Origin of the sequence: Streptomyces sp. ICC4 (assembly GCF_003287915.1) — a bacterium.
Taxonomy (GTDB): domain Bacteria; phylum Actinomycetota; class Actinomycetes; order Streptomycetales; family Streptomycetaceae; genus Streptomyces; species Streptomyces tritrimontium.
Map to the genome: position 1 here is coordinate 8,378,785 of NZ_CP030286.1, position 25,434 is coordinate 8,404,218.

General features: G+C 72.7%; 21 protein-coding genes and 3 pseudogenes. 9 read left to right on the forward strand and 15 right to left on the reverse strand.

The window, feature by feature from the left end:
• Positions 1 to 127 precede the first annotated feature (127 nt).
• From DRB89_RS39370 to DRB89_RS45500, 5 genes and pseudogenes are all read left to right on the forward strand, one after another.
• Positions 128 to 1,717 carry a serine hydrolase gene (locus DRB89_RS39370; protein WP_239516603.1) on the forward strand — a complete coding sequence of 530 codons (1,590 nt, stop codon included), beginning with the start codon at positions 128 to 130 and terminating at the stop codon, positions 1,715 to 1,717.
• Positions 1,718 to 2,076: 359 nt separating this feature from the next.
• Positions 2,077 to 4,002: an MFS transporter gene (locus DRB89_RS39375; protein ID WP_239516931.1), complete on the forward strand. Its 1,926-nt coding sequence runs from the start codon at positions 2,077 to 2,079 to the stop codon at positions 4,000 to 4,002.
• A gap of 117 nt (positions 4,003 to 4,119) precedes the next feature.
• Positions 4,120 to 4,326, forward strand: a complete 207-nt coding sequence (locus DRB89_RS39380; RefSeq protein ID WP_239516604.1) for a hypothetical protein — start codon at positions 4,120 to 4,122, stop codon at positions 4,324 to 4,326.
• Positions 4,327 to 4,573: 247 nt separating this feature from the next.
• Complete coding sequence (locus DRB89_RS39385) at positions 4,574 to 4,822, forward strand: hypothetical protein (protein ID WP_112451684.1); 249 nt, start codon at positions 4,574 to 4,576, stop codon at positions 4,820 to 4,822.
• An 84-nt stretch (positions 4,823 to 4,906) separates the two neighbouring features.
• Positions 4,907 to 5,032: pseudogene (locus DRB89_RS45500) on the forward strand (sulfate ABC transporter substrate-binding protein); the annotation flags it as partial.
• A gap of 138 nt (positions 5,033 to 5,170) precedes the next feature.
• On the opposite strand, the gene DRB89_RS39395 reads toward DRB89_RS45500, so the two are convergent.
• Positions 5,171 to 7,564 (reverse strand): molybdopterin cofactor-binding domain-containing protein, encoded by a 2,394-nt coding sequence (locus DRB89_RS39395; RefSeq protein WP_112453662.1) that lies wholly within the window; start codon positions 7,562 to 7,564, stop codon positions 5,171 to 5,173.
• 217 nt (positions 7,565 to 7,781) lie between these two features.
• On the opposite strand from DRB89_RS39395, the gene DRB89_RS39400 reads away from it, so the two are divergent.
• Positions 7,782 to 9,461 (forward strand): PucR family transcriptional regulator, encoded by a 1,680-nt coding sequence (locus tag DRB89_RS39400; protein WP_112453663.1) that lies wholly within the window; start codon positions 7,782 to 7,784, stop codon positions 9,459 to 9,461.
• A gap of 14 nt (positions 9,462 to 9,475) precedes the next feature.
• Here the strand turns inward: DRB89_RS39400 and DRB89_RS39405 are convergent, their stop codons facing one another.
• From DRB89_RS39405 to DRB89_RS39440, 8 genes are all read right to left on the reverse strand, one after another.
• A complete protein-coding gene (locus tag DRB89_RS39405) occupies positions 9,476 to 9,886 on the reverse strand; it encodes an ATP-binding protein (RefSeq protein ID WP_112463680.1) in 411 nt (136 codons plus the stop codon).
• A gap of 13 nt (positions 9,887 to 9,899) precedes the next feature.
• Complete coding sequence (locus DRB89_RS39410) at positions 9,900 to 10,613, reverse strand: hypothetical protein (protein WP_112452741.1); 714 nt, start codon at positions 10,611 to 10,613, stop codon at positions 9,900 to 9,902.
• Entirely contained in the window at positions 10,613 to 11,716 is a 1,104-nt protein-coding gene (locus tag DRB89_RS39415; RefSeq protein WP_112452742.1) for a hypothetical protein, read from the reverse strand. The genes DRB89_RS39410 and DRB89_RS39415 overlap by 1 nt, the downstream gene beginning before the upstream one ends.
• Positions 11,713 to 12,810 (reverse strand): hypothetical protein, encoded by a 1,098-nt coding sequence (locus DRB89_RS46165; protein ID WP_112463681.1) that lies wholly within the window; start codon positions 12,808 to 12,810, stop codon positions 11,713 to 11,715. The genes DRB89_RS39415 and DRB89_RS46165 overlap by 4 nt, the downstream gene beginning before the upstream one ends.
• 49 nt (positions 12,811 to 12,859) lie before the next feature.
• On the reverse strand, positions 12,860 to 14,044 hold the full coding sequence (locus tag DRB89_RS39425) for a hypothetical protein (RefSeq protein WP_112452744.1): 1,185 nt from the start codon (positions 14,042 to 14,044) through the stop codon (positions 12,860 to 12,862).
• A 157-nt stretch (positions 14,045 to 14,201) separates the two neighbouring features.
• Positions 14,202 to 15,479, reverse strand: a complete 1,278-nt coding sequence (locus DRB89_RS39430) for a S8 family peptidase (RefSeq protein ID WP_239516606.1) — start codon at positions 15,477 to 15,479, stop codon at positions 14,202 to 14,204.
• 150 nt (positions 15,480 to 15,629) lie between these two features.
• A complete protein-coding gene (locus DRB89_RS39435; RefSeq protein WP_112448051.1) occupies positions 15,630 to 16,043 on the reverse strand; it encodes a GNAT family N-acetyltransferase in 414 nt (137 codons plus the stop codon).
• Positions 16,044 to 16,246: 203 nt separating this feature from the next.
• Complete coding sequence (locus DRB89_RS39440) at positions 16,247 to 16,771, reverse strand: hypothetical protein (RefSeq protein WP_112448052.1); 525 nt, start codon at positions 16,769 to 16,771, stop codon at positions 16,247 to 16,249.
• Positions 16,772 to 17,512: 741 nt separating this feature from the next.
• On the opposite strand from DRB89_RS39440, the pseudogene DRB89_RS46465 reads away from it, so the two are divergent.
• Positions 17,513 to 18,073: pseudogene (locus DRB89_RS46465) on the forward strand (histidine kinase); the annotation flags it as partial.
• Between the two features lie 628 nt (positions 18,074 to 18,701).
• Positions 18,702 to 18,854: pseudogene (locus DRB89_RS45515) on the forward strand (winged helix family transcriptional regulator); the annotation flags it as partial.
• Between the two features lie 467 nt (positions 18,855 to 19,321).
• Here DRB89_RS45515 and DRB89_RS39460 read toward each other — a convergent pair.
• On the reverse strand, positions 19,322 to 20,248 hold the full coding sequence (locus DRB89_RS39460; protein WP_112451710.1) for a hypothetical protein: 927 nt from the start codon (positions 20,246 to 20,248) through the stop codon (positions 19,322 to 19,324).
• A gap of 188 nt (positions 20,249 to 20,436) precedes the next feature.
• Positions 20,437 to 21,456, reverse strand: coding sequence for a glutamine synthetase (gene glnII, locus DRB89_RS39470; RefSeq protein WP_112451709.1), 1,020 nt, complete (start codon positions 21,454 to 21,456; stop codon positions 20,437 to 20,439).
• 238 nt (positions 21,457 to 21,694) lie between these two features.
• On the opposite strand from glnII, the gene DRB89_RS39475 reads away from it, so the two are divergent.
• Positions 21,695 to 22,636 carry a Gfo/Idh/MocA family oxidoreductase gene (locus DRB89_RS39475; RefSeq protein WP_239516932.1) on the forward strand — a complete coding sequence of 314 codons (942 nt, stop codon included), beginning with the start codon at positions 21,695 to 21,697 and terminating at the stop codon, positions 22,634 to 22,636.
• Between the two features lie 24 nt (positions 22,637 to 22,660).
• Here the strand turns inward: DRB89_RS39475 and DRB89_RS39480 are convergent, their stop codons facing one another.
• The 4 genes from DRB89_RS39480 to ybeY all read right to left on the reverse strand — a co-directional run bounded on the left by DRB89_RS39480 (position 22,661) and on the right by ybeY (position 25,434).
• Positions 22,661 to 23,119 carry a hypothetical protein gene (locus tag DRB89_RS39480; protein WP_112451707.1) on the reverse strand — a complete coding sequence of 153 codons (459 nt, stop codon included), beginning with the start codon at positions 23,117 to 23,119 and terminating at the stop codon, positions 22,661 to 22,663.
• 154 nt (positions 23,120 to 23,273) lie between these two features.
• Positions 23,274 to 23,636 carry an MmcQ/YjbR family DNA-binding protein gene (locus DRB89_RS39485; protein ID WP_112449276.1) on the reverse strand — a complete coding sequence of 121 codons (363 nt, stop codon included), beginning with the start codon at positions 23,634 to 23,636 and terminating at the stop codon, positions 23,274 to 23,276.
• Entirely contained in the window at positions 23,633 to 24,940 is a 1,308-nt protein-coding gene (locus DRB89_RS39490) for a hemolysin family protein (protein ID WP_112449275.1), read from the reverse strand. Before DRB89_RS39490 ends, DRB89_RS39485 begins: the two co-directional genes overlap by 4 nt.
• A complete protein-coding gene (gene ybeY / locus DRB89_RS39495; protein WP_112449274.1) occupies positions 24,937 to 25,434 on the reverse strand; it encodes an rRNA maturation RNase YbeY in 498 nt (165 codons plus the stop codon). Before ybeY ends, DRB89_RS39490 begins: the two co-directional genes overlap by 4 nt.

Here is a 25,434-nt window from a genome sequence, read left to right on the forward strand (position 1 = left end):
CCGCACACAGCGAGGTCTCGGCCGCCTCGGTGTACAGGGCCGCGCTCAGCCAGGCGCGGGCGAAGTCGGTCGGGTCGGCGGGGAGCAGGCGGCCGAAGGGGTCGCGGGCGCGCCGGGTGGCGGTGCGTTGCAGTTCGGCCAGGAGATCGGCGGCGGTGGGGAGGGCCGAGCGGCGCAGCTGCCCGGCGTCGGCCGGCAGGGATCCGGGGATGGCAAGGAAGGGGCGTCCGGCGGCGACGGGCTGTTCGAGGCGGCGGCGCAGGAGGTGGAGGGGGGCCGGGTCCGCCCCCCGGCCGGTGGGGACCCCCCGGCCCAGGCCCAGGCTCCGGCACCCGCTCCGGCCCAGGCTCCGGCACCCGCCCCGGCCCCGGCCGCCGCGCGGGCGCCCCAGGTGCCCGCCGCGCAGTCGTCCGAGCGGACCACGCAGCAGCCGCTGCCGCCCAAGCCGCCGCTCGACATGCTGGCGGACCTCACCAACAACCCGCCCCCGCCGCCGAGCGCGACCCGGACCGCCGTGCGGCGGTTCAAGATCTACGCCCCGATCCTCGTGCTCCTGGCGGTCATCCTCGCCGTCGTCCAGCTCGTGCGCCCGCTGCCCGAGCCGACGCTCCAGATGACGGCGAAGACCTCGTACACCTTCGAGGGCGGGGCCCCGTCCCTCCCGTGGCCGAAGGAGGGCCAGGCGTACGTGGCCGCGGCCGGCCTCGGGCCCGTCGGCACCTTCGGCGAGCAGAAGCCCGTCGCGATCGGCAGCGTCGCGAAGGCGATGACGGCGTACGTCATCCTCAAGGACTTCCCCATGAAGAAGGGGGAGAAGGGCCAGATGATCCCCGTCGACAAGACGGCGGTCGACGACGGCAAGAAGGAGACCGAGGGCGAGTCCACGGTCAACAACTTGAAGGAGGGCGACAAGATCTCGCAGTACGACGCCCTCGCCGCGATCATGATCCCGTCCGCCAACAACGTCGCGCGGCTGCTAGCGCGCTGGGACGGCGGGCAGGAGGCGTTCGTCAAGAAGATGAACGCCACGGCCAAGGAACTCGGCATGACCAACACCACGTACACGGACCCCTCGGGTCTGGACGCGACGACGGTCAGCACCGCCGAGGACCAGGTCAAGCTCGGACTCAAGATCGTCGAGATGCCGGAGCTGATCGCGATCACCAAGCTGCCGAACTGGATCGACCCCTCCGGCAAGTCCTGGCGGAACTACAACGACCTGGTTCCCTTCAACGGCTCGCTGGGCATCAAGACCGGCTCCACCACGAAGGCCGGCGGCAATCTGCTCTTCGCGGCCGAGAAGAAGGTCGGCAAGACCAACCAGCTGATCGTGGGCGCGGTCCTCGGCCAGCACGGGGTGCCGATCCTCGGTACCGCGATCTCGGCCAGCAAGGACGTCATGCTGGCCACGCAGAAGGCGCTGACGGCCGCGAACATCGTCAAGAAGGGCGACGTCGTCGGCTACGTGGACGACGGCCTCGGCGGCCGCGTCCCGGTCGTGGCCACCGCGGACGTGGAGGCGGTCGGCTGGCCTTCCGTCACCGTCGAGGTCAAGCTGGGTGACGGCGCCGCCAAGATTCCGATGACCGCCAAGGCGGGCTCGGAGATCGGTGTGCTGACCGTCGGGTCGGGCGCCAGCCAGGTGAAGGTGCCGGTGGCGCTGCAGAGCGACCTCGCGGCGCCGGGCATCGGCAAGAAGCTGACGCGCGTCGGCTGACGGGAGCCGGCCGGCTGACTCGAGTCGGCTGACCCGAGTCGGCTGACGCCGGCTGGGAGTGACGCGCTCCGGCGCCCCGGGCAACCCCGGGGCGCCGGAGCGCGTCTACGAGCAGAGCGGGCCGGAGCGGATCGGACACCGGAGATTCATCGTGTCGTGTTGGGGAGTACGTCGGCGTGACCACCGCTGAGCGACAGACGCAGGACCGGGCGCAGGACCCGGCGCACGGCCCGGACGCGGCTCCGGCCTCGGACGCGGCTCCGGCTCCGGCCTCGGGCCCGGGCTCCGGCCCGGTTGTTGCGGCCCCGGCGGCCCCGGCGGCCTCCGGCGAGACCGAGGCCGGGGCCGCCGCCGGCCCCCTGCGCCGTGCCTTCGGGCCGGCCCTCGGGTGGGCGCGGCTGCATCCCGTGGCCGTCGCCACCGGGCTGGCCGCGCTGCTGCACCTGGTCTGGTTCTTCGCCGTCGCCAACAGCGGCGGCGACCTCGCCGCGCAGGACGCCTGGGCCGAGTTCGTGGGCCGCCATCCCGACTCGGCGTACAACCTCGCCTGGTACGGCGGGATGCACCCGGTCTCGTACAGCGTGGTCTCGCCGTACGTGATGTACATGATCGGCGTCCGCACCACGATCATGATCGCCGGTACGGTCTCGGCCGGGCTGCTGGCGATGATCCTGACCCGCTGCCGCGGCGCCGTGCGCGAGCCGCTGTGGCCCGCGCTGGCCGGGGTGTACGGGCTGCTGTGCAACGCCGTGTCGGGCCGGGTCACCTTCGGGCTCGGCGTGATGTTCGCGCTCGGGGCCGTCGCCGCGGTCTTCTGCTGGCCCCGCAAATGGGCCGAGCGGCGCTGGGCGAAGGCCGCCGCGGCGGCTCCGCTCGCGGCGCTCGCCACCGCCTCCAGCCCGGTCGCCGGGCTGTTCCTCGGGCTGATCGCGGCCGCGCTGTTCCTGAACGGCCGGCGCCCGGGCGCGTACGCGCTGGGGCTGGCCCCGGCGGCGGTGGTCGGGCTGTCGTCGTGGCTGTTCCCGTTCTCGGGGACGCAGCCGATGAAGCTGATCTCGGCGGCGCTTCCGTTCGGCTGCGCGCTGGCCGCGCTGTTCCTCGTACCGAAGGGCTGGAAGACGGTCCGGACCGCGTCCGCGATCTACGCCCTCGGGGTGGCCCTGACCTGGGCGATCGACTCGCAGGTCGGGTCAAACGTGACCCGGCTGGCGATGCTGTTCGGCGGGGCGGTGCTGCTCGCGGCCCTCCCGTACGAGGCCGCGCGGGGCGGGGAGGCGTCGGCGGCGTCTCCGGGGTTTCCGGCGTCTCCGGGGTCTCCGGCGTCTCCGGCGAGGCGCAGGCTGCTTCGGGGGCGCACGCGGCGCTGGTACGGGCTGGTGCTCGCCCTCGTCGGCGTGACCGCCTGGATCACCGTCAACAGCGTCACCGACATCGTCCGCACCACCCCGCTGGCCTCCTGGAGCCGGGAGCTGGCCCCGCTGGTGGACCAGCTGCAGAAGGCGAACGCCGACCGCGGCCGCGTCGAGGTGGTCCCGGCCAGCAGCCACCGGGAATCCTCCGCCTTCCCCGCGTACGTGAACCTCGCGCGCGGCTGGAACCGGCAGGCCGACCTGGAGCGGAACCCGCTCTTCTACGACGACACCCTGACGGCCGACAGCTACCGCGAGTGGCTGGACCGCTGGGCCGTGCACTACGTCGTGCTGCCCGCCGACAACCCCGACGAGGGCGGGCGCGACGAGGCGAAGCTGGTGCGCGAGGGGCTCCCGTACCTCCAGCAGGTGTGGGGCGACGCGAACTGGCAGCTCTTCAAGGTGGTGAACCCGACGGACCTGGTCGCGGGCCCCGCGACGGTGGTGCGGGCGAGCGCCGACCAGCTCGTCATCGACGTGAAGCAGGCCGGGCGGGTGCTGGTGCGGATCCCGCATTCGCCGTGGCTGGGGTTGGTGGACGGCGAGGGCAGGCCGGTGGCGCCGCCGCAGGAGACGGCGGAATCGAAGAGGGCGGCGGAGTCGAAGAAGACGGCGGATCCGAAGAGGACGGGGGCGTCGAAGGAGCCCGAGGCCTCCGCGGAGCCGAAGGGCAAGCAGTACGAGAACACGGCCGGCTGCCTGTTCTCGGCGGTCCCGGACGCCACCGGAGACGTGTGGACGGAGCTGCTGGCGCCGGCGCCGGGGGAGTACCGGGTGGCGGCGAAGTACCAGCTGCCGCGGGGGACGCCGTGTCCGGAGGAACTGATCGTGGAGGTGCTCGGTACGCCGGAGCGCCCGACGCCGCAGGGGCCTTGATCCACCATTCTTTACGCCCCGTCCGGGTGCATTGGTACGTATATCTGCATACGATCCCAGTAGTCCGATTGGATGCCCCGAGTCTTGAGCGTTGAGTGTTGAGGGAGTGACGACGGGATGAGCAAAGAGCAGAAGCAGGACTTCCAGGCGGTTGTCGCGAAGGCGGTGGAGGCGACCCGCCTCCCGCGCGCCGCACAGGCGCACGGCTTCGACGGTCCCGTCCGGACCAAGGTCAAGGGCGGGGCGCACACGAAGGCGGAGCTCAAGCGGGCGGGAACCCCGCAGGGCGACCGCATCGGCGAGCGCAGCAGGGGTCTGAGCTGAGGCAGGCCGTCGTCGTCGCGAAGGCCCTCCCGGTCCATGGCCGGGAGGGCCTTCGCACGCCTTAACGCCTTCGCGGGCGGCTGTCCGGACAACCGTTACGTGACCGATGGACGGCCAGAACACGCCCCCCGTAACGTCGTCTCCGTCGCCGGGGCAAACCACTCGAGCACTTGAGCACTCGACCACTTGAAAGAGTGCCGCGCCCGACCCGAGACCACAGGCGACGCCGACCCGAGGGGAACCACCCGTGCGCGCCACCTTCCGCACCGCAGCCGCAGCCGTCGCCGCCGCCGGGGCCGTGACCGCCCTGGCCCTGCCGGCCGCCCAGGCCTTCGAGACGGAAGCGCCGGCCCCCACGGACATCTCGGCCACGACGGCCACCGCTGACGGCTCCGGCGAGGGCCCGCTTCTCATCGCGGGCGGCGTCGGCCTGGCGGCCGTGGGCGCGGCGGGCCTGGGCTTCTCGATGCTCCGCCGCCACCGCGCGGACCGCTGACCCCCGCCCGACGCCCGCGCACAGGCCCCACCCCACGTCGGAGCACACCATGCCCCGTCTCTTACACACCTCCGCCGCGCCTGGGCCGTCAAGGCCAAGCTCATCGAGCAGCCCGACCTCACCGGCATCTACGACCTGACGCTCCTCAACAAGGTCCTCAAGGCCGCCGGCAAGCCCGAGGTCTCCGACGCCGACCTCGGCGCCAAGTAACTCCGGCACCTCCCCGTCCCGGATCCCCGGCCGCGCGGGGCCGGCACGACACCGCCCCCGGCCCGCAGCATGCCTTCGAGCACGCTGCGGGCCGGGGGCGGCGGTGTGTGCGGTCCGGGTCCCGGTCAGGTCTCCGCGTCAGGTCCCGGTGAGGTGCTCGGGGCGGACCGGCGTCTTGTTGAGCTCCAGTCCGGTCGCGTTGCGGATCGCCGCGAGGACGGCCGGGGTGGACGAGAGGGTCGGCGCCTCACCGATGCCGCGCACACCGTAAGGCGCCTCCGGGTCGGCCAGTTCGAGGTAGTCGACCGGGATCGTCGGCGTGTCGAGGATCGTCGGGATCAGGTAGTCCGTGAAGGAGGGGTTGCGCACCTTCGCCGTCTTCGGATCGACGATGATCTCTTCCATCACCGCGACGCCCAGGCCCTGGGTGGTGCCGCCCTGGATCTGGCCCACGACGGAGAGCGGGTTGAGCGCCCTGCCGACGTCCTGGGCACAGGCCAGTTCGATGACCTTGACCAGGCCGAGCTCGGTGTCGACCTCGACCACCGCCCGGTGGGCGGCGAAGGAGTACTGGACGTGACCGCGGCCCTGACCCGTCCTCAGGTCGAAGGGCTCGGTGGGACGGTGACGCCACTCCGCCTCGATCTCGACGACCTCGTCTTCCAGGACGTCCACGAGGGCGGCGAGGACCTCGCCGTCCTCGGTCACGACCTCGCCACCCTCCAGCAGGAGTTCGGCGGCGGACCACCACGCCGGGTGCCGCGCACCGAACTTGCGGCGGCCGATGTCCAGGACCCTCGCGCGGACGATCTCGCAGGAGTTCTTGATGGATCCGCCGGTCATGTACGTCTGGCGGCCCGCCGACGTGGAACCGGCCGAGCCCACCTGCGTGTCGGCGGGGTGGATGGTGACCTGCTGGACGCCGAGCTCCGTACGGGCGATCTGCGCGTGGACGGTCACACCGCCCTGGCCGACCTCCGCCATGGCCGTGTGGACCATGGCGACGGCCTCGCCGTTGATGACCTCCATGCGCACCCTGGCCGTCGAGTAGTCGTCGAACCCCTCGGAGAAGCCGACGTTCTTGATGCCGACCGCGTAGCCGACGCCGCGCACGACGCCCTCGCCGTGCGTGGTGTTGGACAGTCCGCCCGGCAGCGCGCGCACGTCGGCCGCGCCGTCGGCGACCTCCCACTGGCGCTCCGGCGGCAGCGGGCGGGACTTGACCAGGCGCAGCAGCTCGGCGACCGGGGCGGGCGATTCGACCGGCTGGCCGGTGGGCATGATCGTGCCCTGCTCCATGGCGTTGAGCTGGCGGAACTCGACCGGGTCCATGCCCAGCCGCGCCGCGAGCTTGTCCATCTGGGCCTCGTAGGCGAAGCAGGCCTGGACGGCGCCGAAGCCGCGCATCGCCCCGCAGGGCGGGTTGTTCGTGTAGAGGCCGATCGCCTCGATGTCCACGTCGTCGATGACGTACGGGCCGACCGAGAGCGACGCGGCGTTGCCGACGACCGAGGCCGTCGACGAGGCGTAGGCGCCCCCGTCGAGCACGATCTTGCACTTCATGTGCGTGAGCTTGCCGTCCTTGGTGGCGCCGTGCTCGTAGTGGAGCTTCGCCGGGTGGCGGTGCACGTGGCCGAAGAAGGACTCGAACCGGTTGTAGACCATCTTGACCGGCTTGTCCGTGCGCAGGGCGAGCACGGAGGCGAGGATCTGCATCGAGATGTCCTCGCGACCGCCGAAGGCGCCGCCGACGCCGGCCATGGTCATCCGCACCTTCTCCTCGGGCAGGCCGAGGACCGGGGCGATCTGCTTGAGGTCCGAGTGCAGCCACTGCGTGGCCACGTACAGGTCGATGCCGCCGTCCTCGGACGGAACCGCGAGCCCGGACTCCGGGCCGAGGAAGGCCTGGTCCTGCATGCCGAAGGTGTACTCGCCCGTCACGATGACGTCGGCGCGCTCGCGGGCCTCTTCCACGTTGCCGCGGATGATCGGCTGGCGGTGCACGATGTTGGGGTGCGGGACGTGGGAGGCGTGGTGATCGTCGCGGTTCTCGTGCACGAGCACCGCGTCGGGAGCGGTCGCCGAGGCCTCGTCGGTGACGAGGGGCAGTTCCCGGTACTCGATCCGGATCTTCGCGGCGGCGCGGCGCGCGGTCTCCGGATGGTCGGCGGCCACGAGGGCGACCGGCTCACCGTGGTGGCGGACCTTGACGTGGGCCAGGACCGGGGTGTCCTGGAACTCCATGCCGTAGTTCTTCATCTCGGCGGGCAGGTCGTCGTACGTCATGACCGCGTGGACTCCGGGCACGGTCAGGGCCTCGGAGGTGTCGATGGACACGATCTCGGCGTGCGCGAGCGTGGACCGCAGGATCTGGCCCCACAGCATGTCCTCGTGCCACATGTCCGAGGAGTAGGCGAATTCGCCGGTGACCTTCAGGGTGCCGTCCGGGCGCAGGGTCGACTCTCCGATGCCGCCCTTGGTCCGGGAGCCCTGGGTGACGTTGGTGGGGATGCCCGTGGTGGTGCCAGCCATGATCAACCGCGCCTTCCTAAGCCTTCGTGTCGGGCCTTCGTATTGGGCCTTCGCGTTGCCCAGAAGTAGACAGCCGATCACGGGGTCGAGGCAGTCACCGATCGCTCAATTCCGGCCCCTCCGCCGCCTGTGGACGACCGTGGCTTCCCCCTGCCCCACGTCGCTGAACTGCGGATACGCAGGTGCCGGAAGCAGCGGGCATGAGAGGGTGACGATCATGCGGCTGCGTGAGCTTTTGGACAGTGAGGAGCTGGGGCTGCGCCTGCTCGTGGGCCGCGAGGCCGGCGACGGGGCGCTCGACCGCGCCATACGCGCCGTCCCGACCGTCGACCTGGCCGATCCGGGCCGCTTCCTCACCGGCGGGGAACTCGTCCTCAGCGAACTCGCGTGGTGGCGGGAGGACGGGGACGCCGAAGTCTTCGTACGGGCCCTCGACCGGGCGGGTGTCACCGCGCTCGCCGCGGGCGAGGCCGCGCACGGATTCGTCCCGCAGGACCTCGTGCGCGCTTGCCGGCGCCGGGGTCTCCCCCTCGTCGCCGTGAGGCCGGAGACCTCGTTCACCGCGGTCACCGAGCACGTCCTGCGCCGTCTGGACCGCCGGCACGTCGGTGACCTCGCCGCCGTGGTCGAACGCCACCGGCAGCTCCTCGCCGACCGCGGCGCCCCGGACTCCGTGCTGGAGCTGCTGCGGCACAGCATGGGCCTCGAAGTGCGCGTCCTGTCCGTGACGGGGCGCCAGATCGCCGGGGCCGGCGCTCCCCTGCACGCCAAGACGGCGGCGGCACTGGCCGGGAGGTACCTCGCCGCGCGCGGCTCGTGCGAAGCGCCTGCGCACCGGGTCAGGATCGGGGACCGGCTCCACTCGCTCGTACCGGTGCCGGCCCCGCTGCCGGAGGCGGAGGCGGAGGCGGAGGCGGTGCCGAAGGCGGAGCACGCCGCCGAGTTGGGTGACTGGCTGCTCGTCGTGGAGGCCGACACCTCTGCCTGGCCCGCGCCGGACGTGGAACTCCTCGACCGGATCGTCGAACTGGTCGGCGACGCGCGAGCCGCGCACGACGGGGCGAAGGTGGCGCTGAACGACTTGGCGCGCCGGCTCCTCGACCTGCTGTACAGCCGCGTCCCGCCGGAGGAGATCCCCGTCCGGCTGAGCAGCACCGCGCAGGCCGTGGTCAGTCAGAAGGACACCTGGCAGCGCTGCCAGTTCGTGGTCGCCCGCGGAGAGCGGGACGGAGGCCGCCCCATCCCCGGCCCGGCCCTGCGGGCGCTCCTGGAGGAGGCCCTGGTCCAAGCGGACGGTCCGGTGCCGGTGTCGCCGCAGGACATCGCCGCCACCGTCGACGACGAGCAGGCCGTGCTCTTCGTTCTGGTGCCCGAGCCCACGGACACGCTCCCCGAGCCGGCCCTCGACGGCGCCGCCCTCCAGCGGAGGCTCTCTGCGGTGCTCACGCGCTGGCTCGGTCCGACGGGCAGGGTCTCCATCGGCGTCAGCACCCCGGTGGCGGCACCCGGTAACGCGCGGCGGGCTCTCGGCGAGGCCCGCACCGCGCTGCGGGTCGCCGATGCCGGCCCGGAGCGAGTGACCGTGCGGGGCCCCGAGGACCTCACCTCGCGCATCCTGTCGCTGCTGCTCCTCGTCCCGGCCGAGAACCGGCAGGCCTTCGCCTCCCGCCTCCTCGGCCCCCTGCGCGATCACGACAGCCGCCACCGGACCGATCTGGTGACCACGCTGGAGGCGTTCCTCGACTGCGACGGGTCGTGGACCAGGTGCGCCGACCGGCTCCACCTGCACGTGAACTCGTTGCGCCAGCGCGTCGCCCGCATCGAGCACCTCACGGGCCGGGACCTGTCCCGGCTCGAGACCAGGCTGGACTTCCTCGCGGCCTTGAAGGCCTGCTGACCCACACCTGCGCCTTATACACATCTGCACGCGACGAGATATGTGTAAAGAGGGTAGGTAGTGGGCAGGGTAAGATGGGTTGAGGAGACAGGGGTGGTGTAGGCCGTGACGCGGGCTTCGAAGTCGGCCAGGGCGGCGGCGACCGCGGCGGCCACGGCCGTGCGGTCCGGGGCCACCGGGCCCTCGGCCGGCGGGTCGAGGACGATCTGGCCGGAGCCGCGCAGCTGGGTGCCGAGTTCTCCGGTCTCGGTGAACTGGGCGGTGACGTGGACGGCCGGGTAGCCGCTGACCGGGTCCGGTTCCAGGGTGTCGCCGAGGCCCGCGTCGTAGACGCGGACCTGGACGGTGTGGCCGGCCTCGGCGAGCGTGGCGCGGCCCGCGTAGTCGATGGCGATGCCCCAGGGAAGGTTCGGGTCGATGTTCATGGGGAGGGTCTCCTCAGCTCTGGGTGCCGTACATCATCAGCGGCTGGGCGTAGACGAGCCCGGTGCCGCCGGTGACCATGGCCTGGACCTCGACCTTGACCAGGCTGCCGAAGCGGCCGGTGAAGTCGTCGGTGACCTTCTCGGTGCGGTCGAAGATCGCCCCGGTGGTGACCGGGTCGCCCCACTGGACGCCGTCCACGAGGATCCGTACCTGCCCGGTGACGCCCGCCGCGGCCGCGGTGTAGCAGTACACGCGCAGGCGGGGCTGCCACAGCGGGTTGAAGGAGCGGGCGATCGTGGTCCAGCCGGTCGCGTTGGTCTGCGGCCAGCGGGCGGTGGCGGTGTCCTGCGGCGGCAGCATGGCCAGCCAGGGGCGGGCGAGGCCGCCGGTGACGACGTCGTCGGAGAAGACCTCGTGGTTGTACGCGTCGAAGATGCGGAAGGCCTGGTCGTAGGTGTTGGCGGAGCCGTTGCGGATGCTCAGCGCGGTCTTGCCGCTCTGCCGCTTGATCTCCATGCCGTACTCGGTGGAGGACCAGAAGCCGACGCCCAGGATCCGGGTGCCGCCCGGCTCCTCCACGGACAGCGAGCCGCCGTCCGAGATCTTCAGGGCGCCGCCGCTGACGGTGTTGAGCGCGGGGCGGGTGTTGACGGCGGTGGACAGCTGCTGGATGCGGCGTTCCATGGCGGTCAGCCGATCGATGATGTCCTCGGGCAGCTGGGGCATCAGGCCTCCTCCAGATAGAGATCGGCGGTGTCCGGGCGGCCCCGCTCGGGCGGAGTGACCTTGACGCCGATGATGCGGTAGCGGGCGTCGAGCCCCTGGGGGTGCCATTCGTCGGTGATCCGGATGCGGACGGTCCGACCGAGCAGGGACGGCGGTACCTCGCTGCCCAGGCGGATCGTGACCTCGGGGATGACGACGGCCCCGCGGGCCTGGGCGAGTTCGCCGGCGGCGCGGCCGTTCAGGGCGGTCTTGTCGCTGATCGTGTTGTGGTCGGAGGACAGGTCGATCCGGGGCCAGCCGCCGGTGATCAGGTCGTCCGCGACCATCTCGTCCGAGCAGACCGGGCGCGACTCCTCGGCCTGGTTGCTGTTGACCGAGGCGCCGCGGGCCCGGGCGGTGGTGCCGCCGCGGGTCGCGTCGCGGGGGAAGGCGTACGAGAGGATCGCGCCGGGCCGGTCCAGGACCAGGTCGGTGACGCCCGTGTGGATGCGCGGGCTGCCGAGCCGCAGCCGGCGGGTGCGGGCACCGGTGACCGGGTCGCGGAAGACGGAGATCTGGTGCTCGATGCCGTTCTCGGCCGAGGCCAAGGCCTCGATGGCCTCGGAGTACAGGACCTCGTCGCCGTCGCGCCAGGACTCCTTGCGCAGGATCCCGGAGGTCTCGTCCCCGAAGGTGACGCCGATGTCGCCGCCCACCGAGGACTGCATCCGGCGCCACAGCTCCCGGACCAGCTCCAGCTGGTCGGTGGGGGCGGCGGGGCCGAAGGTGTCGCGGATGCGCCGGCGGCCCGCGTACGAGTCGAAGGTCGCCGCCTGGATGCTGAGGGTGATCACGCCCCGGCCGCTGCTCTGCAGGGTGCTGGTCCAGATGATCCCGCCCCACCACAGGTCGCCGCCGCGCTCCAGGTAGACGGCGGTGCGGCCCTCCTCGATCCGGCTGACCCGGGCGGCGAGGGCCGCGTCGGGCACCGGGATGTTGCCGGACAGGGCGCCCGGCTTGCCTATGTAGTCGTCGATGGACACGTCCCGCAGCGGGAGGATGTCGATGGTCCGGTCGGTCCGTACGTCGCAGAAGATCGCGCGGTACGGGGTCTCGGTGCTCACTGGGAGGCCGCCTCGTAGGTGGCGCTGCCGATGATGGTGTGGCCCGCGGCCCAGGTCCACGGGCTGACGGCGTCGGTGAGCCCGAAGCCGGCGATGGCGCCGCCGGTCGGCAGGCCGGAGGCGATCTCGAGTTCGAAGACGCTGGTCGAGGTGCAGCGGATCCGGGCCGTGACGCGGTCCCGCAGGCCCAGGGTCAGGTCGGCGAAGCCGATGCCCTTGGTGATCGCCGCGGCCTTGACCGGCAGCGTGAACCGCCAGTTGTCGTTGGTGGTGGCACCGGTGCCGAAGCTGGTGGTGCTGCCGAAGGTGATGGCGAAGTTCATGTGCACGGTGGGGCCCTGCTGGATCCAGCGCGCGAGGACTTCGGCGTTGCCGAAGGACGGCGTGCCGCTGCCGGTGGCGGTGCTCCACACCGGCGTCCAGTTCTGCCACACCGGCTTCGGCGGGTACGGCAGCCAGGCGTTGCCGTCCCAGCGCTGGAGGGCGCCCTCGATGTCCCGGTACTGGCCCGGGTAGGCCCCGATCGCGGTGTCGGTGGTGACCGGCAGGATGCCGCCGAGGCCCACCGTGGCCGTGCGCAGGCCCAGCAGGGCGGTGGCCCAGGCGATGCCGCCGGTTCCGGCGCTGGTGCCGGCGGGCACGGCGACGGTGTAGAGGGGGAGGGAGAGCGGCGGGGTCGCGGGGACGGCCGGGCTCGCCGCCGGAACGCCGCGGATCACCTCGACGGCGGCCTCGGTGCGGCCGGAGGCGTCGTACTCGTCGTCGTAGACGCGCAGCACGATGAGGTCGACGCGGGCGTACTGGGCGTGGCCGTCGGCGAAGGTCAGGTTCAGGGTCTGGGTGAGGGCGACCGGGTAGCCGCCCTGGCTGTCGGTGCCCTGGATGAGGGCCCGGCCGGGGTAGACGGTCGCGCCCATCGCGGTCGTGCCGACGATGGTGAAGCCGGAGATCCGCCACTTGCCGTCGCTCGAACCGGGCAGGATGCCGGACCGGCTGGCGACCGGGGAGGTGGGGGTGAGGGCGCCGAGCGAGGCGACGCGGGTGTCGGAGCGGGTCTGGCCGGTGATCGGGAGCCAGGCGGATCGCACGTTCACGGAGTTCTCCTTCAAAGCGGTGCGGGGTGGGGCGGGGTGCGGCCGGGGCTCAGTTCAGGTGGTCGACGCGGAGGAAGATGCTGTCGAAGTAGCTCTGCACGCCCGCCACGCTCGTGCGGTGCATCAGCGTCACCGTGTACGGGGCGTCAGCCGTGAGGGAGCCGAGCCGGATCGTGGTCGACACCGAGGAGGCGCGGTCTCCGTGGTGCAGGGCGGAGCGCTCGTCGTCCGGTTCCCAGACCACCGTGGCGCCCTGGGTCACGCGGACGCTGGTGAACCCGTACGCGTTGTTGTTGCCGACGTTCGTGGTCCGGGCCCCGAAGCTCAGCAGGACCTGGCCCGACGGCGACGCGTTGAAGGCGGCGCTCAGCGCGGAGACGCTCGTGCCCTGCAGGGCGGCGGAGTACGTGGTGGAGGTGGTGTAGCCGGCGTCCAGGCTCTGTACGTAGATCGGCGCGGGGAAGGCCGACAGCCAGGCGCTGCCGTTCCACCGCTGGAGCACCCGCTGCGGGGTGTCGCGGTACTGGCCGACGTAACTCGCGGTGCTCAGCGCCCCCTTGGGGGCGATGCCGCCGATCGCGGCCGGGTACGGGACCCAGGCGGAGCCGTCCCAGCGCTGCAGGGCGGTGTAGCCGTCCTGGTACTGGCCCGGGTAGGCGCCGTTGCCGGTGTCGCCGAAGGCGGGCACGATGCCGCCGACCGCGACGGTGGTGGTGCGCAGGTCCTTCAGGGCCCCGCTCCAGACGATGCCGCCCTTGCCGGCGCTGGCGCCGGCCGGGACGGCGATCTCGTACAGGGGCAGGGAGAGCACCGGGGTGGCCGGGGCGACCGGGGCGGCGGCGGGGGTGCCGCGGATGAGCTCGACCGCCGCCTCGTACTTGCCCGAGGTGTCGTACGAGGCGTCGTAGACGCGCAGCACGAGCAGGTCGACGCGGCCGTACTGGGCGTCGCCGTCGGCGACGGTGAGCACGACGCCCCCGTCGAGGGTCACCTGGTAGGCGCCCTGGGAGTGCAGGCCCTGGATGACGGCCCGGCCGTTGCTGACGTTGAGGGTCATCGCGGACGCGCCGTCCGTCCAGAAGCCCGCGACCCGGTGCAGACCGCCGTACGAGCCGGGCAGGATCCCTGACCGGGCCTGCTGCGGGTTGAGCGGGGTGGTGGCGCCGATCTGGCTGACGCGGGTGTTCTCGCGGGTCTGGCCGGTCGGGGAGAGCCAGCTGGTGTGGAGCGGCATGGGGAACTCCGTTCGGGGAGGTCGGGGAGGGGGGCTCAGCGCCGGAGGGCGGCGCTCCGGCGCTGAGCTGCGCTTCGCCGCGGCGGCGCGGTGGGGGACGCGCGGGGCCGGCTCCCGCCGGCGGGCGGGTCACCGCCGGCGGGGGTCCTCGTACGGGCTACTTCTCGGCCGGGACGTGGAGCAGCAGGTTCGGAGTACCGGCCGGCAGGGCCGTGATCCGGTCCCGTACGGCGTCCCGCAGAAGGATTTCGGCCACCTGCGCCGGGGTCTTGCGCGGGCCGCCGGCCGCCAGGTCCCGCGCGAGCACCAGCGCCGCGGCGCCCGCCGCGTGCGGGGCCGCCATCGAGGTGCCGGAGGCTCGCGCGAGGGCCGTCGCGGAGCCCTTCCAGGCCGAGGTGACGGCCACGCCCGGGGCGGAGAGGTCCACGCAGGGGCCGTGGTTGGAGAAGGAGGGCCGCCGGTCCCCGGCGTCGGTCGCGCCCACGGTGAGTGCCTGCAGAACGCCCGAGGGGGAGCCGGTGCAGGCGTCCTCGGCCGCGTTGCCCGCGGCCACGGCGAAGGTGATCCCGGCCGCGACGGCGCGGGTCACGGCCCTGTTCAGGGCGAAGCTGTGGCTGCCGCCCACGCTCATGTTCGCCACGGCAGGGGTCGCGGGGTGCTTGAGGGAGTCCTTGACCATCCAGTCGATCCCGCGCGTGATGGCCGACAGGCTCGCCTCCCCACGGCAGTTCGCGACCTTCACGGCGACGAGCGAGACCTCCTTGGCGACGCCGTAGGTGGCTCCGCCGACCGTTCCCGCGACGTGCGTGCCGTGGCCGTTGCAGTCCGTGGCGCCCTCCATGTACACGGCGTTGGCGCCCCAGCGGGCGCGGCCGCCGAACTCCTGGTGCAGGGTGTTGATCCCGGTGTCCACGATGTACGCGGTGACCCCCCGTGCCGTGGCCGGGTACGCGTACGAGCCGTCGAGCGGGAGCTCGCGCTGGTCGATCCGGTCCAGGGCCCAGGGCGCGGAGGACTGGACCAGGGGCTGAGCGTCGACCGGGGCGCTCGGTGTGTCGCGGCCGACGCTCACCCCGTTGACCAGGAACGTCGCGTCGGGCTCCACGGAGGCCACCCGCGGATCGGCGGCGAGTTCGGCGGCGCGGGCGGCGGTGGTGCGGACGGCGAAGCCGTTCAGGGCGGTGTCGTAGACGGTGCCGACGCGGTCGCCGGAAGCCTCGGCCTCCGCGACGAGCGCACGCGTGGAGGCGAGGGCGGAGGCGCGGGAGAGCCGGTCCTCGAGCACCACGACGTAGGGCGCGGTCTCGGCACCGGGGCCGGCTTCGACGGTGGCGGTGGTGGTGGCGGCTGTGGCTTCGGCGGCGGCGTACGGCGGCAGGGCGGTGGCCACCGCCAGCAGGGCGGCGGCCGGGAGCAGCGCGGTGAATGCGGTCATGCGGCCGATGCTCGGCGAGGCACGGGCCGGCCGCGCGGAGGGTGCGCCGACTGGCCCCACGACACGCCGCCGCGCGGGCTACGGGGTGCCGGCCCGGGGACTGGCCCGGGGACCAGGCCGGGCGGCTTGGTGGCCACCAGGCCGGGCGGCCTACTGGCCGATGGGCCAGCCGCGCATGGAGAAGACGCCCTCGTCCTGGGCTCCGGCCGCCTCGTACGTGGCCAGGGCGGCCTCGTTGTCCGTGTCCACACCCACCCACATGCCGTAGCAGCCGCGGGCCCCGGCCTCGGCGGCGAGCGCCGCGGTCAGCGCACGGCCGATGCCGCGCCGACGGTAGCCCTCGTCCACGGAGAGCTCGTACAGGCACATCTCGGTGCCCTTGTCCGGGTGGCTCATCTCGATGCCGGAGACCATCCCGGCGGGTACGCCGTCCACGTAGGCGATGAGCATCAGGTGCCCGGGGGCGTCGAGGAACCGCTGCGACCAGTCCGGGCGCACGGGCCCGTCGAAGAGTCCCTCCGCGGCCAGGAGTTCGGCAGGGGTGCTGGCGGGTCGGATGTCCATGGCGGTGACGATAACGGCCCGCCGTGCGCCGGGGAACGTGATTTCTGCGCGTCGCGGCGGTCTGTGGTCCTCGGTGCAGCGGTGCAGCGGTCTGCGGTCTGCGGTCCGCGGTGCCGGTGCGCGGCCCGCCGCCGGCCCGTACCGACGAGCGCCGCGCGTGCCGGGCGTCCTGGATCAGCGGGCGCGCGCCGCCCGCCGCCTGATCAGCGGCCTCCGCGCGCCGCCTGCCGGACCGGGGCGCCGTCCCCCGTCTTCGCGCCGGGCGACGGAGTGCCGTCGGTCCAGGCGTAGACCTCCCGGCCCCGCACTGTGACCTGGTACTGGTAGTAGTCGCGGCACTCGGGCCGCTCCTCCTCCCGCGTGCCGGCCGGCCACCACTTGGCGGCCGGCACCCTCCCCGCGGGTTTCTTCGCCACGGCCGCCGAGCACTGCGGTCCGTCCAGCGGGGTGGCGCCCAGGGTGAACCGGAGCAGCCGTGCCCCACTGTCCGTGCGCGCTTTTATTCGCACGGCGGTCGCGTCCTTCGGCACCCAGTCCGGCAGCACCCACGACCGTTCCCCGCGCGTCGGGGCGTCGGCGGCCGTGGCGAAGCGCATGCCCTTCTCCTTGAAGACCCGGTCGTTGATCGCGTCGGACAGGGGGTTGGGCGGGAGGTTGGGAAGGGCGATGGCTGCGGTGGCGAGGACTCCCACGGTGGCGGCGAGGATGACGAGAGGGCGGCGGTTCATGTGTACGAGTATTCGTGGGGGGAGGGGTAACCCGCGTCCCTCCCGAGGACGAACCGAAACTCTGCCCCAAGGGTGACAGCGGCTCATACCTGAGTCCTGCCTCTGCCCTTCGGCAGAGGGCCGGATCCCTCGCGAGGCTCACGCCGGACCCCCTTCCGGCCTCGGATAATCGTGGATATGTCTGTCATGGGTCGCTCGCTGCTCAGGGCCGCCGCCGAGGCGTTCGGCGGGGGTGTCCTCGTCCTGCTGGCGTTCGGGCTCATCGACCAGGTCGGCGGCGGCCTGCCGGTCCACACCAAGGCGGTGGTCGCGCTCGCCGCGCTGGTCCTGTTCGTCGTACGGCGCCGCTTTCCGGAGGCGGCACTGCTCGGCATGGGAGTGCTGCTCGGGGTGATGTCCTGCCTCGGAGTCCTGATGGCGGTGACCGCCTACGCGGTCGCCCACCAGCTGGCCGGGGCCGGGCGCAGGGCCGCCGTGCTGTTCGGGGCCGGGGCGCTCACCGTGCTCACGGCGGGCGCGACGGTCCACCGCCAGGGCTTCGGCTCCTGGCAGTACGGGCTCACCCTCGGCGGGGTCCTCGCCGCGGTCGCCGTCCTGGTACCCGGTCTGGTCGGGGCTTCCGCCGGGCAGCAGCAGCGGCTCCTCGCCGCCCTGCGCGAGCGCGCCGCCGCCGCCGAGGAGAACCGCCGGCTCGCCGAGAGCGAGTCCCGCATCCACGAGCGGTCCCGCATCGCGGCCGAGATGCACGACCTCGTCGGACACCGGCTCAGCCTGATCTCCCTGCACGCCGGCGGCCTCGAGATGGCGCTGCGCGGCCGGGCCGGCGAAGACGCCGGCGAACTGCGCGAGAGCGCGGGCCAGGTGCGCCAGGCCACCCGCGACGCCATGCACGAGCTGCGCGAGGCGCTCGGGGTGCTGGGGCCGCTGTCCCGCGACACCGGAACCGACGCGCTGACCGACGCCACCGGGACCCGGGCCGACATCGAGGCGCTGGTCGCCGAGTCCCGTGCGGGCGGGGTCCGCATCGGCTTCGGTTGGACCGGGCCCGACACCGTCGACCGCGAACCGCGGGTGCGGCGGGCGGTGCACCGGGTCGTGCGCGAGGCCCTGACGAATGTGCACCGGTACGCGGCCGGTGCGCCGGTGGAGGTGCGGATCGAGCACACCGCCGACTCCGTCGAGGTCTCCGTGGCCAACGGGGCCGCCCCGGTGCGGCCGCCGGGCGCGGGGGACGCGGCGGCCGAGGCCGGCACCGGCCGCGGCCTGAGCGGGCTGCGCGAGCGGGTCGCCCTGCTCGGCGGCGACCTGGCCGCCGGGCCGGGGCCCGCCGGGGGCTTCGCCGTGCGGGCCCGGCTGCCGGCCGTCCCCCCGACGGCGGCGCAGACCGACGCGGAACGCGCGCAGACCCGTACGCCGGGTACCGCGGGCGCGGCCGCCCGGCGGCTGCGGCGGGCCCCGCTGCTGATCCCGCTCGCCCAGGCGGCCTCCGGGCTGCTCGTCCTGGCCGGCATCGGGGCCACCTTGATGTTCGGCCTGCAACTGGTCGGCCACGCCCGGCCGCTGGACTACTCCCCGCCGCGGCCGCCGGAACCGGGGATGACCCGGCAGCAGGTCGAGGCCGCCGGCGTCTACGACGAGAGGATGGCCCGCGCCGCGGCCGCCGGGCACGAGCCGGTGCGGCCGGCGGGTACGGGCGACTGCCTGTACCCGTACAGCCGGGACACCGTCGGCCGGGACCGGCTGGAGCTCACCCGGTACTGCTTCCGTGGCGATATTTTGATCGAAATCACCCGATTCGAGGTGCCGATGGTGCCCGCAACCCTCTCCCCGTCCCCGTCCCCGTCCCCGTCCCCGATCCAGTCTCAGGCAAAGGACGACTCATATACGCACTCCTCCCGCCGACCACTCCGCGTGACAGATCTACCCCCTCATGGCGAACACCCGTGCCCTCGCTCCCGCCTCCTCCGCTGCGACCGCCCCCCTGCCCCACCCGGCCTTCCCGCCCAGACCGCGCCACCGCCTGCGATCCGTGGACCGGGACGAGGTGGCCCGTGTCGTGGACTTCCTCCCGCCCGGCGCCACCTCGTCCCGGTCCACGGATCGCAGGCGGTGGCGCGGACTGGGCGGGAAGGCCGGGTAGGTCAGGGGGGCGGTCGCAGCGGAGGCGGCGGAAGCGAAGGAACGGGTGTTCGCCATGAGTGGTCAGCTCTTTCACGCGGAGTGGTCGGCAGGAGACGTGCGTACATGCGTCGTCTTGTGTCGTACCGCGCAGACCGAAGGCCTCGGGAAAGGTCGGTTGGGAGATCCCGGAGGCTTTAGAGGGCCGGCGCGTTCTTCGCGCGGCAACACACCCGGTCGAAATCGTGGTCCTGACGGGAAGGCCAGAACGGCTCGAGGTCGCTGCGACCTGTCGAGGTGTGCAAGTGGCTGGCCATGGCCCCATTCAAGCAGATGCACGGGCGCCCGGGCAGACCTTGTCTCATTCTATGGATCGCCGTCTCATATTTGATGATCACGGCGTGAACGGCCCCTTGCAATCCCGACGAACCGTCAGCCCGTGAGCCGCTTCCGCCAGTCCAAACCGGTCACACGTATCGCATCGTGGGCAGATCCGTCCCAGAGGGACTCGAGCCCCACCGCGTCCAGGGCCGCGACCACCTCCCGCCCCACGGCCGCGGTCCGCACCTCGTCGGCCGCGTCGTCGCCCGTCGCGAAGGCTCCGTAGAGGAGGTACAGGTCCCCGCCGTCGGCGGCGCCCTGCGTGCACTGCGCGTGGAAGAAGACGAACCCGCGCGCGTCCGGCGGGCCGTCGCCCCGGATCTCCGCCAGCCCGCAGCCGCGGCAGCAGGCGAAGTCCTCCCGCGCGGTGATCCCGGCCGCGCCGAGTGCGGCGAAGGCCCGCGCCACGCGCTCCGGGTCCGTCTCGCCCGCCCAGCCGTCCTGCTCGGCCACCCGCTCCCGCCAGAGCCGGACCACCAGCTGCGCGGCCTGCTCCCGGGAGACCGGCCGGACGTTCCCGTCGGCCAGGTGCTCCTCGGCGCGCTCGGTGAGGGCCGCCCGGTCGTCGTAGCCGCCGCGCAACCAGCCCCGTACGGCCTCCTCCAACTGCCGCTCCACCTCGGGCGGCAGCGGCTCCGCCGGGGCTTCGGCGGGGAAGTCGAGGCGCTCCCAGGCCGGGCCGAGGTCCCAGTCCTCCTCACGGCGGGCCCAGAGCGCCATCAGCTCCACGACCTCGTCCGCGGAGGTGAGGTACGCCTGGAAGTGCCGCTCGGGGGAGCCGGCCCGGTGCTCCAGCTGGTAGTCGCCCCCGCCCTCGCGCCAGACCTGGAGGTAGACGTCCGGATCGCTCGGGATCCGCTCCACGACGAGGAACCGGTCCCCGGCTCCGCCCAGGCCGACGACGAGGTCGGACAGGGAGCGCAGCGCGGGACGCCGGTGGGAGTGGCCCCGCTCGGTACGGACTGTGATCGCCAACATGGGGGACACCGTGCCAGACGGCACCGACACCGACAGCGACAGCGGCACCGACAGCGGCACCGACAGTGGCACCGACAGCGGCGGCGTCGTCATCGGCGGCGGCCGGGCCCGGACGTGGCGGCGCCCGCCGGGCCGCGGGGGCCCGGCGGGCGCCGGAATCGTACGGGTGGAGCGGGGAGCGGGCGGTCTCAGACCAGGCCGTCCTTCTCCAGGGCGGTGCAGCAGGTGTCCGTGATCAGGCGGGTCACCACGTACGGGTCCACGTTCGCGTTCGGGCGGCGGTCCTCGATGTAGCCCTTGCCGTCCTTCTCCACCTGCCACGGGATGCGGACGGAAGCGCCGCGGTCCGAGACGCCGTAGCTGTACTCGTTCCACGGAGCCGTCTCGTGCAGGCCCGTCAGGCGCTCGTCGATGCCGGCGCCGTAGTTCTTGACGTGGTCGAGCGGCTTGCTGCCCTCGCCCAGCGACTCGGCCGCGGAGATGATCGCGCGGTAGTCCTCGCGCATCGCCTTCGTGGAGAAGTTGGTGTGCGCGCCGGCGCCGTTCCAGTCGCCCTTGACCGGCTTCGGGTTCAGCGTCGCGGAGACGTTGAAGTCCTCGGCCGTGCGGTAGAGCAGCCAGCGCGCGATCCACAGCTGGTCCGAGACCTCCAGCGGGCCGACCGGGCCGACCTGGAACTCCCACTGGCCGGGCATGACCTCGGCGTTGATGCCGGAGATCGCCAGGCCCGCCGCGAGGCAGTGGTCCAGGTGCTTCTCGACGATGTCGCGGCCGAAGATCTCGTCCGAGCCGACGCCGCAGTAGTAGCCGCCCTGGGCGGCCGGGAAGCCGTTGACCGGGAAGCCGAGCGGGCGGGTGCCGTCGAAGAAGGTGTACTCCTGCTCGATGCCGTAGATCGGCTCCTGAGCGGCGAACTTCTCGGCGATCGGACGCAGCAGCGCGCGGGTGTTCGACGCGTGCGGGGTCATGTCGATGTTCAGGACCTCGCACAGGACGAGGACGTTGTCCCCGCCGCGGATCGGGTCCGGGCAAGTGAACACCGGCTGGAGTACGCGGTCCGAGGCGTGGCCCTCGGCCTGGTTGGTGCTCGAACCGTCGAAGCCCCAGATCGGCAGCGCGTCGCCGTCCGCCATGATCTTCGTCTTGGAACGCAGCTTCGCAGTCGGCTCGGTTCCGTCGATCCAGATGTACTCAGCCTTGTAACTCACGGGCCCCATCCTTCGGTGCGTCGCTCCGGCGCAGACTCTGCGGATGCTGCGTTGCGTCCTGCGGTTCGCGTGCTGCGAATTCGTTCTGCGGTGTAGACCGCAGCGTGCCCGCTCGCGATTTCTCTTCCGTTGCCCGCGTGTGAACCCCGTGTTACCGAGGTTTACGCCGCAGGTGGGCATGGCTGTGCGGGTTGGCGTCCGGACGCCCGTCCGAGTGGGGCAGACTGGGCAGGTGAGCATTTCGTACGATTTGAAGTCCGCCGGAGATGCCGCCGAAGAGGCCGCTTCCGGGCCCCGCCCCCGTGTCGGACTGCTGGGTACCGGCCCCTGGGCCCACCGCACCCACGCACCCGCGCTCGCCGCGCACGCAGGCTCCGAGTTCGCCGGCATCTGGGGCCGGCGCCCCGAAGCGGCGGCCGAGCTGGCCCGCGAGCACGGCGTGAAGGTGTACGAAGACCCCGACGCGCTGTTCGCCGACTGTGACGTCGTGGCCTTCGCCCTGCCGCCCGACGTACAGGCCCCGCTCGCCGTGCGCGCGGCCGCCGCCGGATGCCATCTGCTGCTCGACAAGCCCGTCGCCACGACGCCGGCCGACGCCCGCGCCGTGGCCGACGCCGTGGCCGAGCACGGGGTCGCCTCCGTGGTCTTCCTGACCCTCCGCTTCGCCGAGCCCACCGCCGGCTGGGTCGCCGAGCAGGCGGAGCGCTCCGGCTGGTTCACCGCCGCCGCGCACTGGCTCGGCGCCGTCTTCCCGCCCGGCGGAGAGCCCAGCGCCTACGCCGACTCGCCCTGGCGCAAGGCCAAGGGCGGGCTGTGGGACGTCGGCCCGCACGCCCTGTCCGTACTCATCCCCGTCCTCGGCGACGTCACCGCGGTCAGCGCCACGCGGGGCCCCTCCGACGTGGTCCAACTGGCCCTGCGCCACACCTCCGGCGCGGCGAGCACCGCCGTCCTCAGCCTGAGCTCGCCGCGCGCGGCCGCCGGGGTGGGCCTGGAACTGCGCGGCGCCGAGGGCGTCTTCGGCCTCCCGGAGTGGAGCAACGTCCCGGGCGCCTACGGCCGCGCCCTGGACGCGCTGCTCACCTCGGCGCGCACGGGGGTCCCGGATTCCCGGGGGGCGGAGTTCGGGGCACGGCTGACGGAGATCCTGGCGGAGGCGGAGGGGCAGCTCCCGGACTGACGTCCGGCGCCGCGGCTTCCGGCGCTACTTGATGACGGCATTGGCCACGATGATGGCCAGCCCGATGGTCGCGTCGGCCATGCCGATCAGGAGGGCGGAGTCGAGCTTGTAGCCGACGCGGAGGGCGACGAAGGAGCCCCAGGCGAACAGCAGCGCGGAGTTCAGGCCGAGCCCCAGGGCGGTGACCCCGTGCGAGTCCCAGTCGGCGAGCCCGGCGAGGAGCAGCAGCAGGACGGTGGGAAGAGTGGCCGCGATCATCGGCCACTCGTTCCACAGCGCCCGCAGGAGCACCCGCCACCGATGGCCGGCGCCGCCGGCCTGGTGGGTGCTCATGTGGTGCGAGTACCCGTGCGCGAGGCCGGCGGTGGCGGCGGTGACGAGCACCCAGCTGGCGTCGTAGAAGGGCGTGTACTCGCCGCCCTTCTGGTCGAGCGCGGCGAGCAGGCCGCTCGCGAGCACCGTCCCGTAGACCCCGCCGAACATCCAGTCGGCCCCACGCCGGGGCGGGGGAAGGGCCGTCTCTTACACACATATGTGGCGCAGGGACAACCCTAAGCGGCGCATAAGCGGATCCCCCGCCCCGAAGGTCCTGTGATCCATGACCTTGGGCCCCGCCCCGGTTCCGCGGGCGGGAACGCTACGGCCGGTCGAGCCGCAGCCGCTCCGCCCTCGGCAGGCCCGCGACCACCAGGTCGTACGAGTCCTCGACGAGCTCCCGGAGCAGCGCGTCGGGCAGCGCCCCGGGCCCGCCCGCCGTCACGGTGTTCCAGTGCCGCTTGTTCATGTGCCAGCCCGGCACGATCGCCTCGTGCTCCTCTCGCAGCCGCACCCCCAGCTCCGGTTCGCACTTGAGGTTGACCTTGAGCGGCTCGGCGTCCAGCGCCGTCAGCGCGAACACCTTCCCCAGCACCTTGAACACCGAGGTCTCCGGGGTGAAGGGGAACTCCTCCACCGCCGCGTTGAAGCCCAGGCAGAACGCGCGCAGCTCGGCCGGTGTCATTGCGCCCCGTCCTGCGTGTCCGCCACCGGAACCACCGGCTCCACCAGCACCGTCACGATCTTGTTCCGCCGTCCCGCGGGGGACTCGGCGGTCAGCCGCAGCGGCCGCCCGTCCGGCAGGTCCACCACCGCCGAGGCGCCGGCGATCGGCACCCGGCCCAGCGCCTTGGCGAGCAGTCCGCCGACCGTCTCCACGTCCTCGTCGTCGAAGGAGTCCACCTTGAACAGCTCACCGAGGTCGGTGATGTCCAGGCGCGCGGTGACCCGGTAGCGGTCCCCGCCCAGCTCCTCCACCGGCGGGAGCTCCCGGTCGTACTCGTCGGTGATCTCGCCGACGATCTCCTCCAGGATGTCCTCGATGGCGACGATGCCGGCGGTGCCGCCGTACTCGTCGATGACGACGGCCACGTGGTTGCGCACCGACTGCATCTCGCGCAGCAGGTCGCCCGCGTTCTTGGTGTCCGGCACGAAGACCGCCGGCCGCATCGCCGTAGAGACCAGGTCGGACTCCGCCTCGCGGCTGATGTGCGTCTTGCGGACCAGGTCCTTGAGGTAGACGATGCCGACGATGTCGTCCTCGTTCTCCCCGGTCACCGGGATGCGCGAGAAGCCCGACCGCAGCGCGAGCGTGGTCGCCTGACGGATCGTCTTGTACCGCTCGATGCAGACCAGGTCGGTGCGGGGCACCATGACCTCGCGCACGAGCGTGTCGCCGAGCTCGAAGACCTGGTGCACCATCCGGCGCTCGTCGTCCTCGATCAGCGATTCCTTCTCCGCGAGGTCGACCATGGCGCGCAGCTCGGCCTCGGAGGCGAAGGGCCCCTTGCGGAATCCCTTTCCGGGCGTGAGCGCGTTGCCGATGAGGATCAGCAGTTGCGGGATCGGCCCCATGACGCGGGCGAGGGGCACGAGGACGTACGAGGCCGCCGTCGCGGTGTTGAGCGGGTGCTGCCGCCCGATGGTGCGCGGGGACACCCCGACCGCCACGTACGACACGAGCACCATCACGCCGATGGCCACGAGCAGCGCGGTCCAGTTCTCCCCGAACTCGTCCAGGCAGACGTACGTGACGAGCACGCCCGCCGCCATCTCGCAGGTGACCCGGACGAGCAGCGCGACATTCACGTAGCGGGTGGGGTCGGCGGCGACCTGCGCGAGCTTCGCACTGCCGCGCCGGCCGTCGCGTACGGCCTGTTCGGCGCGGAAGGCGGAGATCCGGGCGATCCCGGACTCGGCGCACGCGGCGAACCAGGCCACCACGACCAGCAGTACGGCCCCGGTGATCAGCTGTGGGTCGCCGGTCACGAGACGGTCGGGGCCGGGGACGGGCCGGTCACGCCGCGCTCGCCGCGCCAGCCGTCGACGATCGCCGCCTGGAGGCCGAACATCTCGGCCTTCTCGTCGGGCTCCTCGTGGTCGTAGCCGAGCAGGTGCAGCACCCCGTGGACGGTCAGGAGCTGGAGCTCCTCGTCCATGGAGTGCTGCGTAGGCGCGTCCTCGCCCTGCTTCTTGGCCACTTCGGGGCAGAGCACGATGTCACCGAGGAGCCCCTGCGGGGGCTCCTCTTCGTCCTTCGTCGGCGGGCGCAGCTCGTCCATCGGGAAGGACATGACGTCGGTGGGTCCGGGCAGGTCCATCCACTGGATGTGGAGCTGCTCCATCGCCTCCTCGTCGACGACGATGACGGAGAGCTCCGAGAGCGGGTGGATCCGCATCCGGGTCAGCGCGTAGCGGGCGATGTCGAGGATCGCCTGCTCGTCGACCTCGGTTCCGGACTCGTTGTTGACGTCGATCGACAT